Annotated in this window: 14 protein-coding genes and 3 pseudogenes; 10 read left to right on the top strand and 7 right to left on the bottom strand. The window is 58.5% G+C overall.

Features of this window, described 5'->3' with window-relative positions; all coding sequences use genetic code 11:
- Positions 1-147: 147 nt before the first annotated feature.
- Together PXJ20_RS11990 and PXJ20_RS11985 are read left to right on the top strand one after the other, a co-directional pair.
- Complete coding sequence (locus PXJ20_RS11990) at positions 148-564, top strand: hypothetical protein (RefSeq protein ID WP_421030802.1); 417 nt, start codon at positions 148-150, stop codon at positions 562-564.
- Entirely contained in the window at positions 543-974 is a 432-nt protein-coding gene (locus tag PXJ20_RS11985) for a hypothetical protein (protein WP_421030801.1), read from the top strand. The genes PXJ20_RS11990 and PXJ20_RS11985 overlap by 22 nt, the downstream gene beginning before the upstream one ends.
- A 77-nt stretch (positions 975-1,051) precedes the next feature.
- Here PXJ20_RS11985 and PXJ20_RS11980 read toward each other — a convergent pair whose 3' ends face one another.
- Both PXJ20_RS11980 and PXJ20_RS11975 read right to left on the bottom strand, forming a co-directional pair.
- Complete coding sequence (locus PXJ20_RS11980; RefSeq protein ID WP_421030800.1) at positions 1,052-1,333, bottom strand: hypothetical protein; 282 nt, start codon at positions 1,331-1,333, stop codon at positions 1,052-1,054.
- A 256-nt stretch (positions 1,334-1,589) separates the two neighbouring features.
- Positions 1,590-1,682: pseudogene (locus tag PXJ20_RS11975) on the bottom strand (transposase); the annotation flags it as partial.
- A 155-nt stretch (positions 1,683-1,837) separates the two neighbouring features.
- Between PXJ20_RS11975 and PXJ20_RS11970 the strand changes: the two are divergent.
- Entirely contained in the window at positions 1,838-2,497 is a 660-nt protein-coding gene (locus PXJ20_RS11970; protein WP_421030799.1) for a Shedu anti-phage system protein SduA domain-containing protein, read from the top strand.
- Positions 2,498-2,656: 159 nt separating this feature from the next.
- Positions 2,657-3,649, top strand: coding sequence for a hypothetical protein (locus PXJ20_RS11965; protein ID WP_421030798.1), 993 nt, complete (start codon positions 2,657-2,659; stop codon positions 3,647-3,649).
- A 206-nt stretch (positions 3,650-3,855) separates the two neighbouring features.
- Here the strand turns inward: PXJ20_RS11965 and PXJ20_RS11960 are convergent, their stop codons facing one another.
- Complete coding sequence (locus PXJ20_RS11960) at positions 3,856-5,109, bottom strand: protein kinase family protein (protein ID WP_421030797.1); 1,254 nt, start codon at positions 5,107-5,109, stop codon at positions 3,856-3,858.
- Positions 5,110-5,213: 104 nt separating this feature from the next.
- Between PXJ20_RS11960 and PXJ20_RS11955 the strand changes: the two are divergent.
- Together PXJ20_RS11955 and PXJ20_RS11950 are read left to right on the top strand one after the other, a co-directional pair.
- A pseudogene (locus PXJ20_RS11955) lies at positions 5,214-5,402 on the top strand (glucosaminidase domain-containing protein); the annotation flags it as partial.
- The gene (locus PXJ20_RS11950) at positions 5,399-5,746 is read left to right on the top strand and encodes a hypothetical protein (RefSeq protein ID WP_421030796.1); all 348 of its coding nucleotides are present in this window, start codon (positions 5,399-5,401) and stop codon (positions 5,744-5,746) included. The pseudogene PXJ20_RS11955 and the gene PXJ20_RS11950, both read left to right, overlap by 4 nt.
- A gap of 130 nt (positions 5,747-5,876) precedes the next feature.
- Here the strand turns inward: PXJ20_RS11950 and PXJ20_RS11945 are convergent.
- From PXJ20_RS11945 to PXJ20_RS11935, 3 genes and pseudogenes are all read right to left on the bottom strand, one after another.
- Positions 5,877-6,320 (bottom strand): annotated as a pseudogene (locus PXJ20_RS11945) (DUF72 domain-containing protein); the annotation flags it as partial.
- Between the two features lie 95 nt (positions 6,321-6,415).
- Positions 6,416-6,844: a hypothetical protein gene (locus tag PXJ20_RS11940; RefSeq protein WP_421030795.1), complete on the bottom strand. Its 429-nt coding sequence runs from the start codon at positions 6,842-6,844 to the stop codon at positions 6,416-6,418.
- Positions 6,796-7,203: a hypothetical protein gene (locus PXJ20_RS11935; RefSeq protein WP_421030794.1), complete on the bottom strand. Its 408-nt coding sequence runs from the start codon at positions 7,201-7,203 to the stop codon at positions 6,796-6,798. The genes PXJ20_RS11940 and PXJ20_RS11935 overlap by 49 nt, the downstream gene beginning before the upstream one ends.
- Positions 7,204-7,445: 242 nt before the next feature.
- Between PXJ20_RS11935 and mutS the strand changes: the two genes are divergently transcribed.
- Positions 7,446-10,166: a DNA mismatch repair protein MutS gene (mutS, locus tag PXJ20_RS11930; RefSeq protein ID WP_421030793.1), complete on the top strand. Its 2,721-nt coding sequence runs from the start codon at positions 7,446-7,448 to the stop codon at positions 10,164-10,166.
- On the top strand, positions 10,123-11,433 hold the full coding sequence (locus PXJ20_RS11925) for a hypothetical protein (RefSeq protein WP_421030792.1): 1,311 nt from the start codon (positions 10,123-10,125) through the stop codon (positions 11,431-11,433). The genes mutS and PXJ20_RS11925 overlap by 44 nt, the downstream gene beginning before the upstream one ends.
- Positions 11,434-11,491: 58 nt before the next feature.
- On the opposite strand, the gene PXJ20_RS11920 is transcribed toward PXJ20_RS11925, so the two are convergent.
- Entirely contained in the window at positions 11,492-12,037 is a 546-nt protein-coding gene (locus PXJ20_RS11920; protein ID WP_126875710.1) for an FKBP-type peptidyl-prolyl cis-trans isomerase, read from the bottom strand.
- Positions 12,038-12,069: 32 nt separating this feature from the next.
- On the opposite strand from PXJ20_RS11920, the gene PXJ20_RS11915 reads away from it, so the two are divergent.
- Positions 12,070-13,308 carry a JmjC domain-containing protein gene (locus tag PXJ20_RS11915; RefSeq protein ID WP_421030791.1) on the top strand — a complete coding sequence of 413 codons (1,239 nt, stop codon included), beginning with the start codon at positions 12,070-12,072 and terminating at the stop codon, positions 13,306-13,308.
- 229 nt (positions 13,309-13,537) lie between these two features.
- The gene (locus PXJ20_RS11910; RefSeq protein WP_081601951.1) at positions 13,538-13,798 is read left to right on the top strand and encodes a hypothetical protein; all 261 of its coding nucleotides are present in this window, start codon (positions 13,538-13,540) and stop codon (positions 13,796-13,798) included.
- Positions 13,799-13,817 lie beyond the last annotated feature (19 nt).

Genomic DNA, 13,817 nt, shown 5'->3' with positions numbered 1-13,817 from the left:
CCTTAGAATGGTGTCCTGTAGACTGACCTACGCCAAGAGTTACGCTCCATAAGCAAACTGCTCCCCGCTCGTCCAGACGATCCAGTAGACTAATCAACTCTGTCTGTCGCAACCTACTCTACTGGTGCCGGACATCTAAACTCCAACATGAATCGAGACGACTTGATGGTCCTCTCGCGAGAGAGGGTTCGCGACGCGCGAGCGCTACTCACCGTGCGGCGCTATGCTGCCGCTTATTACCTTTGCGGCTATTCGATCGAATGCGCAATCAAAGCATGCATAGCAGCGAAAACAGCGAAGTACGACTTCCCGGACAAAGCGCTCGCCACAAGCGCCTATTCCCATGATCTCGTACAACTGGTAAAGGTTGCTGGACTGCAATCGCAGCTAAATGCGCAGGTCAGCAAGAACCCGCAATTTGCCACCAACTGGGCGATCGCGAAGGACTGGGCTGAGACGCGCCGTTACGAGCTAACGATCGGAAGGCCTCAAGCGCGCGACCTTTACACAGCGACGACAGCTCGCCAGCACGGAGTGTTGAAGTGGATCAAACAGTTTTGGTGAGCATGAGCAACGCAGCGGCAACCTTGACGACCGAGGACATCGAACGCGGCGAAAAGCTCCTCGCGGCGCTGGACTCGGATAACAAGCGATTCAAGGCACGCCGTCCAGTGAACGGCGCGTTTTGGCAACTGCAACCGGAACGAGATAAGTGGGTGCTCTGCCTCGCCATGCCGAACATCAGGCGCGATGGCCCAAGATTAGCGTATCGCCACATCTTGGGTGCAATCAGGCGGCACCACATCGCGGGAATGCTGTTAACCGATATCTCGCTGGTAGACAAGGACGACCCGAGTTACACAAGGCTGTCTCGAACCATCCAAGCGCCTGGGATAAACCGACTAAAGTTGATCGGCAACTGGGTGATGGGCGAACGCCTACCAGACATCTTTGCCTATCGAATCACAAAGTAGTTCGATAGGCAAACCAGCGACGCCCTGCCAGCGACGCCTCGAGCTTGGGTTGCGGCAGGGCGTCGCTGGCGACCCGATCAAAACTCCGGCATCTCGCTGATGGGGAAGTTTTTGTCGTTCTTAGCCACGCGAAGAACGATTTCAACCGCTTCACCTCGGCGTATGCCGTTGTCTTCCTGTTGAGCCGTTATCACCTTGTGACCCTTCTGGATTAGATCCACGATCGCTTTTTTGGACACCACCGTAGTCTGTGGATTCCACGTTTTGTCTTTGTCGTTGAACATCCACAACTTGAACTTTGACGCAACCTGATTGTTAGGATCGTCGTGTTTCACCGCAGTAATACAGTAAAGGTTCATTCGATTTCCCCGAAGCCCCGTCGACGGTAACGGCCTGCGGTAGATTTGGGATTGAATTAAACTTTTCAAGCTGCTGCCCGCGCCGATACGGTCGAACGGAAACTGTACGTTTACACAGTATTTTTCCGCCCCGGTTCATATGCACGATCGTGCCCCACTAGCCCCCGCCCATTTCGCCGAGATCCAAAAACTAGCGGATTCGCACCTGTACGGCGAGTTGCGAAGGAACCAACAATCGCACAAGGCCAATGACGTGCGCGGTCTCGCGTTCGAAGCTTTCTCGCACCATCGCCAGCTTTTGCTCTGCCGTCCAGCGCCGCCGACGCTCCTTGCCCGTTAACACATCTATCACTTTCTGCCTGATGTTAGTCAAAACACAGTGTCATGCCTACCCGCTAGTTTAAGTGAGAGGCGGTGTACGAGTTTCAGAGGGTTGCTTCAGCATGCGCCATTCGCGATAGCGAATGGTTAAAATCACCACACCCAACTCAGCGATTCCCGACGATGGAACTCAGACCAGCGTGTGATTGGTACGCAGAACTCCGGCGCCGCGATCCCTTAAACGATTATTTCAGTAATTGGGATTGCGTTGCCCGCTCCGACATCGACGCACTCCGCGGAATGCTGGACAGCGCGAAACGCGAGGAACACGTTCAACAATTTCTGCAAGATAACCCCAAATTTCTAATTCAACACCTCGGAGGTGGTCATGGTCGATGGATCATTCCGAAGCAGCGGCTTGGTAGCGAGCACGTGACCGACTTCATGATCGGGGAAGCCGATTCGATGGGCTTCCGCTGGACTGCCGTTGAACTCGAAAGCCCGCTGTCAAAGATGTTTACGAAAGCGGGCGATCCGTCCGCCGCACTGAATCATGCTATACGGCAAATTCGCGACTGGCGTATATGGCTATCCCTTAACCAAAACTACGCAGCGCGCCTGCGCAGCGAAGCCGGTTTGGGCCTTACCGATATCGACGCGGAGGTGCCGGGGCTAATCCTCATGGGACGCCGTGCTACCGAAATGGCAGACACGAGACGCATGCGTCGCCAGATTAGTCGCGAGGCGAATATTGAGATTCACACTTTCGATTTCCTCATTGATGCCTTGACAGGTCGCATTGACAGCTTGGAAAAAGCGCGAAGAATGGACTCAGCGCGCTAGAACGGTTCTGTCCTAAAATTGTCAAAATACGCATCCCGAAACACCCCTTCTTCGTAATTGCATTGAACCGTTCGCCGTATCCCACGTACTCTGATAACCTCTAACGGCAACCTTCAATCTCAAGCTTCCCCGGACATACATCGCATACTGTCTAATCATATGTACCTGATTTTCAAGATATTCTGGGCGGCTGTACTTGTTATGGCGATTCCCATCATCGCATCGTGGTTCGCGGTGTCTGGGCTTCCGAAGTGGGGAGCAACAGTAAAGGCGAAAGAAAAGGCAATCGCCCGTCTACGCGAGCATGCGACCAATGCATCGTCCGGAAGAATCACGGTGGCCGTCGTAGCCGCGACGCTTCTGCAAGTTGCAGGATCCATCAATTGGCGCCATGCGACCACTGTCGAGGACGGTGTTCAATGGTTGTTCATCGTATCATTCGTGGGAGTTGCCGCGTCCCTTTACTTCGGTTGCCGTGTGCTTTCCCATAGTTCGATCATCGCCTGCCCGGGATGCCAGTGGCTGTGGGGACTCCTTATCCTAATTGCAATATGGTTTGGCCGGGCCCGCACCCAAACAGACCTTGCGGTTACATTCGGCGCGGTGTCAGACAAGCTACCCTCTGCTTACAACGTCGGCGTCTTCCTGAGGGCCTTTGGGCATGTATCGCTGGCTATGGCCGTCGTTATGCTTCTTGCTGAAGGGTCCGCCGTCCTCCTGTACCTTGGCTTCGAAAGAATTTTCGGGAAATCCTTGCCCGAAAATGAAACGTCACGTGCTCAAGGATGGATTGCCCTCTTCAACACATTTGCGGTTATGCTGTCCGCAGCATTTTCACTTAATGCTGCCTCAGTTCTGGCCTTTAACAGCCAGCCCGTCAGCGCTACTATCGCGCGAGTGGCGTTCGAAACCGATCTTCTTCCAGAGTCTGCGTGCACCGGACTACCTGACAACAAAACGAAGAAGGTCGTGTTCCGGAGTGATGACCGCGAGCAGGCAATCGTATTCGCCTTCTCTGGCACCCCGCGTAACGACGCTAACGCCGTTCAACATCACATCCCGAAGCCGATTATCAAATGGCGGTCGGAAGACTATACTGCCATCATACCGAAAGCAATCGCGATCGATAGAGACTGTAAGCTCGTTGATTAGATTCCGTACGTCTTTCGCCCCCAGTCTTGCACTCACCTTGACTAACAGGCAATCCCTCGCACCATGTCGGGAAAGTTAACGTCCGACGAGAGCTCGCGTCCATTGGCAATATACTGCCGGTAAGAAAAATCGCCGAATATCGCTTACGGAAAAAGAACTCAACTCAAATGTGAATTTGATCTCTATTGCACTAATTTACAAGAGCGTCAGAATGGTATGTCATCATCCATGTCGACCTGGTAACGATCCTTGCTATCCAAGCGAGCATGCAGGTTCGCCAAGATGATGTTTTGCTTTTCCGTGGAAACCCTCCTGAACATGTCAATGAATTCCTTCAGTGTCTCGACGCGAATTGTGGGCCGCTTGAGGTACCTGTAAGCGCCATTGATGAAACATTGCGCAATCATATTCGGATTTGGAATCCTATCCTCCAGCATTACGCTGCGATAACGTTCTTCAAGCCTAGATAGCAAGGTTGCCGCGTCCGCGTGATATTTCGCCCCTTTGTCAATGGAACTAACGATCTCAGACAGAGCCGAGGCGAACTCTTGATAGACGTGCTTCTCTTCCCACGAAAAATCTACGCCGCCAAATCCGGCTTGCAATAGGACCCCACGCACCTCCGAGAAGGACGTGATTCGATCTTCTGGATCGATTGCACACATACGCTCCAGCAGTTGCGAGTGCTCAAAATTCTCAATTCCGTGATCCGCAATGAGTTTCTCAAAAAGCTTCCCGACAAAGTAGACTTCGGTCCGAAAATCATAAATTGATTGCCTCAACTCATTCGGGAGCGGACACCACCAGTTCAAAAAAATGCTATTCGCGTAATCCTTTGGTTGCTGAGCTTGCTTCCCAAAACCGAAATCTATAATCTTGACAACACCCTTGTCATTCACAAGAATATTGCTCTCACGGATGTCACGATGCAGAATTTCATTTTCCTCCAGATAAGAGAACCCACTAATTACCTGAGAGAAAATATTATTGATTTTATCGGAATTAATAAGCAAATGAAAGCCAATATCCTCGCCATCCACATACTCCATCAGTATGTAACCAGTTTTCCTCTCCGGAAATAGATAGTAGTTGAATACACGAACCACGTTTGTATGGTTCATTAGATGAAGTAATTTTATTTCCTTCAGGAAGGCATCAAAAAACCTATCAGCATGTGCCGGATTAGCCGGTGCATATTTTTTGCACGCAAAGCGCTCATTGATGGTACTGTCAAACAGCAATACTGTATTGCCAGTCGCGCCTTGCCCTAAGCGCTTCTCCAAGACGAAGTCCTTTTTTCTTACAAATTTTACAATTTGATTGTCCATGTCGGGTGGGCTGCCGTTCTCACCGCCCCCAGTCATCCAGCGGAAGTCAGCATAAAATGTTTCGGGTAAAGTGATTATCACCCTTTTTCCAGCGTGGCGGGTCCAAGTAGAAAAGCGCGGGCGGTCGGTCATAGGGCGACAGCACGACGTTCACGACGCACGAAGTCATCAGCAGCAAGGCCATCACGATTCAGGACGGGTTCCGGGCATACAGCAGTTAAGACGACTCGGCCGAGGACGACGCCCAGATGTTGCGGAACGGACCGCGGTTCCGTTCCTGCTTTCTCTATACCAGCAGCGCGAAGTTCGCCGTGGCGCTGGCGCAAAATGGTTACGCCACCGACCCCGCCTACTTCGCGAAGCTCAACGCGATCATTCGCAGCCACAAGCTCGACCAGTACGACAACCAGCGGGCGGATCGATGATGCGACGGGCAATTGTCGCGGCCACGTTTGTGGTCTGCAGCTGCGCATGGGCTGGCGGTCCCGCAGTCACCACCGGCGACGATGCCGCGACGAAGGCGGCCGAAATCACGCAGAACTACGGTCTGTCGAAGGACAAGACCGAGTGTCTGCTGTTCGACACCGCCGACAAGGGAACGTACCTTCTCGTGCGCGTGCGTGAGAACCATACGGACGCCTGTGGCGGCGCCGCAGGCGTTTCACCCACATTGTTCTTCCTGAAGATCCGCAAGCGCGACGGCTATACGGTCACGACCGCCTACGACGGCGAACACTATCGACCTCTCAAGCCGCGAGCAAAGGATTGATCGCGGCGCTGTGGGCTGTGGGGTTGGCAGTCACAGAGGCGACGGTAAACGTCACCGTGTCAGCCGCGACACCCAATCTCCACTACAGTGCCCACCGCCGGTCGGGAGGATGCCTCGCTGCCCGGTAGAGTCAATCCGCGTGCACAGCGGGAACAGTCAATGACAAAAAGGTCTGGGCGTTGCGCTGCGCGACGTCGCGCCAGCAATTGTTGAAAAGGACATGCGTGCGGCCTGCGCGCTTCGCAATCGCCTGAATGGGGGCAGCAAGCTCTCGCAGTTCTTCGTCGCTGTACTCGTAATTGAATCGCTCTGCGGCCGACTCCGCGCCGCTCCACGTCTCCGCGTTGCGCCCATGCAGACGCACTATCGCCAGCTCAGGGGACGTGACCTCCCGTACGGTATGCGCGCGCCCCGTTACGCCTTCTGGCGCATCAACGATCACGTGCACAATGCCGCGCTCGCGCTCCATCGCGAGAGTCGACTCGCGGTGCTTCTCGTTGAACCAGCTCTCGTGCCGAAATTCGAAGGCAGTCAGGAACGGATGCATGCGCTCGGCGCAGTGCTCGACATGGGCCATACGGTAACAGTTCGGCCCATTTGCACTTCGAGTGCTCTGACTTCCGACAGCCGAGCAAGAGCATGGTGATGAGGAAGTCGACGCCGGTGCGGTTATCGTTCTCGAGCCTTTTGCTCCAGGCTGCTTCGAGGAAAAGGCCGAGCGCCGCGCTCCTCGCGTTCGCGCGCGATCTGCGCGCGCGAACGATACACTCCGTTCAACGTCAAAATCGTGAACAGATTGACCGTCAAAGCCGGCGCACGCCCCTCGTGTGTCGCGTCTAGCATCTCCTTGCCAATCGCCCATTTCGTCGCGGTCGACGCCAAGCGAAACGTTTGCTCCGTCGCTGTGGGCGTCGCCGCGCCGCTCTGGAACTGCTCAATGATCTCGTCGGTCCTGAGCTCTTTGAGCTTGCGCGGCGCCCAATTCCATTCCTTGAACTTGTTGGCCGCGCGGTCAACAGCGCGAAGCGTCTCCGCGCTCGCGCGACGCTTCACGCGCGTCGCAAGGTGGTTGCGGTAAGCCGCGATGACATCGCCCAAGGTGGGCTCCAAGGCGCTGGCCTCCCGCCTTGATTTGTTCGGGTTCTACCCGTCTCGCCCATCGCCCTCGCGAGCTCTGCGGCCTTCTTGCGCGCCAGCCCCAAGTCGAGAAAGTCACTGACGTTGCCCACCGTGGGCATGATGGACACGCCGTTCACCTTCCGGCGAACGATGTAGGTCTTCTTCCCGGCGACACGGACCCCAAATCCGGGCGGCGCGTCGCGGTTCGAATCCCATAGAATGTAGGGCTTGTTTCCGACGTTCGCTTCGAAGACCAGCGCGCCCTTGGCGTCGAGCCCGACCGGCCTCTCGCTGATCTTCAAGCGCTTTATCAGCGCCAAATTCAGGTCTGCTTTCACGGTTGTTGCTCGCTTCGAGTGTATGAACGCCGTCGAGCAAGGGGGACTGGCGAATCACCGTCAATCCCCTGCTGCATATGGATTTGGCCGTTCGGCCGATCCCCGGGGGACCGCGCTCGAAGTATAGTCAACGAACGACCGCTAAAGGTCCCCGTTTGCTCCCCCTTGACAGCGGGGAACATGGCGAAAAATGGGAGCGAATGTCCGCAAATGTCCGAACACGTTCTTCAGCAACTCTTTGAATGAAAACAGAATCCAGCGTCGCAGCCGCGCCCGACCAGACCCTCGCGAAGCACACGCCCTACATGCAGCAGTACTTGCGCATCAAGGCCGAGCATCCCGGCACACTCGTGTTCTACCGGATGGGTGACTTCTACGAGCTCTTCTACGACGACGCCGAAAAAGCCGCACGCCTGCTCGATCTCACGCTGACGCAGCGTGGCGCTTCGGCCGGCATCCCCATCAAGATGGCTGGCGTGCCGCATCACGCTGTCGAGCAATATCTCGCGAAGCTCGTGAAGCTCGGCGAGTCCGTGGCCATTTGCGAACAGATCGGCGACCCGGCTACCTCGAAAGGACCGGTGGAGCGCAAGGTGGTTCGCGTGGTTACTCCCGGGACGCTCACCGACGCGGCACTGCTCGCCGACAAGAGCGACGTCTACCTGATGGCCGTGTGCGCCGGACACAACCGGCGCGGCGTGGTCGTCAACGTGGGGCTCGCGTGGCTCAATCTCGCGAGCGGTGCACTGCGCCTTGCGGAAGTGGCACCCGACCAGGTGGCGGCTGCCTTCGAGCGCATTCGTCCCGCCGAAATCCTGGTCGCCGATGCTCCCGCTGACGCAAACGCGTGGTCGCCGCCACCCGGCTCCGGTGCGTTGACGCGTGTTCCGGCGTGGCACTTCGATGTGGCAGCTGGCACGCAGCGGCTCTGCGAACAAATGGAAGTGGCCAGTCTGGACGGCTTCAGTGCTCAGACGATGACGAGCGCATGCGGCGCCGCGGGCGCCCTGCTGCTTTACGCTGCCGCTACGCAAGGCCAGCAATTGCGGCACGTGCGCAGTCTCAAGGTCGAATACGAGTCCGAGTACATCGGGCTCGATCCCGCCACGCGTCGTAATCTCGAACTCACGGAAACGCTGCGCGGCACCGAATCGCCGACGCTGTGCTCGTTGCTCGACACGTGCAGTACGACGATGGGAAGCCGGCTGCTGCGTCACTGGCTGCATCATCCGCCGCGCGACGCGTCGATTGCCGGCGCGCGCCAGCAGGCCATCGGCGCGCTCCTGGAGGCGCCGCCGCCAGCCAGTCTGGATGCCCTGCGTACCGCACTGCGCCAGATCGCGGATGTCGAGCGGATTACGGGGCGGCTTGCCCTGCTCTCGGCACGTCCGCGTGACCTTTCGAGCTTGCGCGACACGTTCATCGCATTGCCGTCGCTGCGCGAGCAGATGGCTGCTGTCAGCAGCGCCTCACCTATGCTTTCCCACATCGAAGCGATGCTGGAGCCGCCTGCTCCCTGCGTGGAGTTGTTGACTCGCGCGGTCGCGCCGGAGCCCGCAGCCATGGTGCGCGACGGCGGCGTCATCGCGCGCGGCTACGACGCCGAACTCGACGAGTTGCGCGACATCTCGGAAAACTGCGGCCAGTTTCTGCTCGAACTCGAAACGCGCGAACGCGAGCGCACCGGCATCAACAATCTGCGGGTCGAGTACAACAAGGTTCACGGGTTCTATATCGAAGTGACGCGCGGGCAAACCGACAAGGTGCCCGACGACTATCGGCGGCGTCAAACACTCAAGAATGCCGAGCGCTACATCACGCCCGAGCTGAAGACATTCGAAGACAAGGCACTGTCGGCCCAGGAACGTGCGCTCGCGCGCGAGCGCGCGCTCTACGACGCGCTCCTGCAATCGCTGCTCCCGTTCATTCCCGACTGCCAGCGTGTTGCGGCCGCGCTCGCGGAACTGGACGTACTCGCCACCTTCGCGGAACGCGCGCGAGCGCTCGATTGGGTCGCGCCTGCGTTCGACCAAAGCGCGGGCATCGAGATCGAACAGGGACGGCATCCCGTCGTCGAAGCCCAGGTCGAGCAGTTCATCGCGAACGACTGCCGGCTCGACGCCGAACGCAAGCTGCTGCTCATCACGGGCCCGAACATGGGCGGCAAGTCGACATTCATGCGCCAGACGGCGCTCATCGCGCTGCTGGCTTACGTGGGCAGCTACGTGCCGGCGCGACGCGCGCGCTTCGGTCCGATCGACCGTATCTTCACGCGCATCGGCGCCGCCGACGACCTCGCGGGCGGCCGCTCCACGTTCATGGTGGAAATGACCGAGGCCGCCGCGATCCTCAACGACGCGACGTCGCAAAGTCTCGTGCTGATGGACGAAATCGGTCGCGGCACTTCGACTTTCGATGGACTGGCGCTCGCGTGGGCCATTGCCCGTCATCTGCTGTCGCACAACAGTTGCTATACGCTCTTTGCCACCCATTACTTCGAACTCACGCAGTTGCCAGCGGAGTTCCCCCAGGCCGCCAACGTTCATCTGTCGGCCGTGGAGCACGGGCATGTGATCGTGTTCCTGCACGCGGTCAACGAAGGTCCGGCGAGCCAGAGTTACGGCCTTCAGGTGGCGCAGCTTGCCGGCGTGCCGTCTGCCGTCATCCGTGCGGCACGCAAGCACCTCGCGCTGCTGGAGCAACAGTCGGCAGCACAGCCAACGCCACAGCTCGATCTGTTTGCTCCGCCACCAATGACAGAAGTCGACGACGAAACGGCGCCACTCCATGAAGTGCGGGACGAAGACGATCAGTATCGCGAAGCATCATCGATCGATCCGGCCTCAGAAGCGCTTGCTGAACGGCTTCGTTCCATCGACCCGGATGAACTGCGGCCACGCGAGGCACTCGATCTGCTCTATGAATTGCACGGGCTCGCGATGGCGCCGCATGAGAAACGCTGAGTGTTCTGCGCACGCTGTGCGATACGGGCGTGCGTGTCGTAGAGCACTCGCAGCGGTGGCCTTCGTCGCCACGGTGCTTGGGCTTGTCTGCGTCCCGGCTCAAGCAGCGGGGCAGCGCTATTCGTTTGCCGTCGTTTCAGGGGCAATACGAGGCCCGGCCGACGAAGCCGCTACACAGCGACTGATCGAAGCCGCTGGACTGAACAGGAACGTGGCGTTCATCGTCTATGACGGCAATCTCAAGGGTCCCACTGAAGCCTGCAGCGATGCGCTTTACGAGCGTCGCGAGGCGGTGCTGGAAACCGCGCGGCCGGCGCTGATATTCGTACCCGGCCAATACGACTGGGTCGGCTGCTCAGCGCACGACGCGGGTGACTTCGATCCGGTGGAGCGGCTCGACCGGTTGCGGCAAACGCTGTTCGCGGACCCCACCTCGATGGGACAGACGCGCCTACCACTCACTCGTGAAAGCGAGGTGTCGCGCTTCAGGCCATACCGGGAAAACGTGCGCTGGCAGGTGGATGACACCATCTTCATCGGACTCAACGTGCCGGGTGGCAACAATCATTACCTGACCGCCGGCGGCCGCAATGGTGAATTCGAGGATCGCACGATCGCCAATGCCTTCTGGCTCGAACATGCAGGCGAGTACGCGCGGCGCCATGGCGCGCGCGCAATCGTGATATTCATTCAAGGCGACCCGGACCCTGAGCGCTACGAGCGGCCGGACCGCTTCGCATGGCTGCGCTTTGCACGCCACGAACGGCGCGACGGGTATCTGGAGTTCAAGCGGAGTCTGGTCAAACTTGCCGAAACATTTCGCGGCCCCGTTGTGGTGATCCACGAAGACGACGGCCGGCCAGCCGGCGGTTTTCAGATCGACCAGCCGCTACGCAACGACAAAGGCGCGCGAGTCGCCAATCTGACGCGCATCGCATTTGCGCCGCGAAACAAGCTTATGCAGTGGATAGAGGTCGATGCGGACATGGCACGCCACCCGCCGTTTCGCGTCAGCGTGCGTGATGTACCGAAAGATTTGCCCCTGCCGCAGCCGCCGGCCCTCGTACCCGGAGGGGACAGCGCGCCGCCGGTTCCGGCCATGCCCACTGTGCCCGAAGTATCGTCCGCGCCCGATGTACCTGCTCCTTCGTCGGCATTCGCCGAGCCTGCGAGTCAGCCGCCCGACTCCGGCACAGGTAACGGCAACAATACGACTCATCCAGGTTATGCCGTTCCGGCGCCGGGTGGCACGGGCACCGCGCCTTGAGCCTTCTTGAGCCTTGAGCCTTGAGCCGGCGTCAGGCGACGCCGGCATACCGCAGGGCTCAGTGCAACGTGGGTTTTGAATCCCCTTCGCCCTCGTCATCGTCTTCATCTTCGTCGACAACTTCGAGGCCATTCGCGCCGTGCGCGTGCTCGTGCTGGATCTCGTCGTCCGTGGCCTGACGCACTTCCGTGACGGTCAGCGCGAACCGCAAGGCCATGCCAGCGAGCGGGTGATTGCCATCGAGGACGACCTTGTCTTCGGCAACATCTGTCACTGTGTAGATGAGCGTGTCGAGGTCTTCGTCGCCCTCTTCGGGGGTGCCCTCGAATTGCATGCCGACTTCGAGCGGCTCGGGAAAGCGGTTGCGCGGTTCGATCTTCACCAAGTCGGGATCGTACTCGCCGAACGCGTCTTGCGGCTCAAGTTGAATCTGGGTTTCGAAGCCAGGCTCCTGCCCATCAAGCACTTCCTCGATCTTGGGGAACGTGCCATCATAGCCGCCGTGCAGATAGACCATCGGCTCGTCGCTTTCCTCAATCAGATTGCCCTGCGCATCCGACAGCTTATAAGCGACCGAAACGACAGTGTCCTTTGCGATTTTCATTCGATTCTCCAGAATACAAATCACATTATACGATGCCCAAGCGGCCCTCCGACCATCCGGCCGGCCAACGCGCGACCCCATCGCGCATGCCAGCCCCGGCTTCCGGCCTGCCCTCCCCCGACCAGCCCACGCCATTGCTCGGCGGCCTCACTCCGACGCAATTCATGCGCCGGTACTGGCAGAAAAAGCCGTTCCTGATCCGTCAGGCAGTGCCCGGCATTGCGTCGCCGGTTACACGCGATGAGCTGTTCAAGCTGGCCGGGAACGACGACGTCGAGTCCCGTCTCGTCACGCATTTTCGGCGGCGCTGGAAACTGGACCACGGTCCCTTCGACACTACTGCGTTGCCGCGCACCGCTCAACGCGACTGGACGCTACTCGTCCAGGGCGTGGACCTGCACGACGACCGTGCCCGAGCGCTGCTCGACAGGTTCCGCTTCGTGCCGGACGCCCGGCTCGACGATCTGATGATCTCCTACGCGACTGATGGCGGCGGTGTCGGGCCACACTTTGATTCATACGACGTGTTTTTGCTGCAGGTACATGGCAAGCGACATTGGCGTATCGGCGCACAACGCGATCTGTCGTTGCGCGAAGACCTGCCATTGAAAGTACTCGCGCACTTCGAACCCGAAGAGGAATGGATCCTGGAACCAGGCGACATGCTTTATTTGCCGCCGCATATTGCACACGACGGCATCGCGATCGGTGAATGCATGACTTGCTCGGTCGGCTTCAGGGCACCGTCGGCAAGCGAACTCGCCGCGCAGTTCCTCTACTACCTGGCCGAACGCGGTGGCGCCCACCGCGGGCAGGACGCGCTCTACAGCGATCCGAAACAGCCCGCCGTGGGCGAGCCTGCCCAATTGCCGGCAGCGCTGGTGGAACGAGTCGGCGCGATCCTTACGAAGATCCGCTGGAACCAGGCCGACGTGTCCGGATTTCTCGGTGCCTGGCTAAGCGAACCGAAGTCAAATGTGGTGTTCGAGCCGCCCGCGCGTCCGCTCAACGAAGCCGCGTTTGTGAACCGCGCTTCACACGACGGCGTACGCCTGCACCGCAAAACAGTTCTGCTATACGATATTCACTCATATTTCCTGAATGGCGAGGAAAACTCTCTTCCATCGAGCAAAAAGTGGCTGCTCGATCTCGCGAATTGTCGCACGCTGAGTGCGAAACGCTTTGTAACACTCTCACACGATTCGTCGGTGACAGCACTACTGCACGAGTGGTATTGTGCGGGCTGGATAGAGTTGGGCGGGCTTGCATAAGCCCTTCCAGCTGCTATACCGTTACGGAAACGTCTGTATGAGAAAGACAACGTATTGACCCCGCATTTGTCGACGGTCGGTACGAAAGTGCATATAATTTCCGCCCAAGCCGTAGGGAAGATTCACGCTCATGAAGTGCGTCTCCACCAGCGGCCCGGGTCGGTGTTGGAGCACATTACCGGTATTATTTTGCGCTGTTGCTTACCTTTAACCATAAAAGGACGTGATCATGAAGAAATCCCTCCTCGTAGCATCCCTGTTGGCAGCCGTTGCACTGGCTGCTTGCAACAAGAGCAGCGATCAAGCCGCTGCCCCGGCCGCTAGCGACACGTCGGCTGCTTCGGCACCGGCTGCTGCTGCAAGCGACACGGGTGCTGCTTCGAGCGCCGCCGCTGCGAGCGACACGGGTGCTGCTTCGGCTACGACGGGTGCTTCGGACGCAGGCGCTGCCGCTTCGGCTGCTGCTCCGGCTTCGGGCGCAAGCCAGTAAGTCGTTGTTGCGCGAGTTC

This window comes from Paraburkholderia sp. A1RI_3L (assembly GCF_048957895.1).
Taxonomy (GTDB): domain Bacteria; phylum Pseudomonadota; class Gammaproteobacteria; order Burkholderiales; family Burkholderiaceae; genus Paraburkholderia; species Paraburkholderia kururiensis.
The sequence above is the reverse complement of the archived record's forward strand: the minus strand, read 5'-3'. Positions and strand labels throughout refer to the sequence as shown.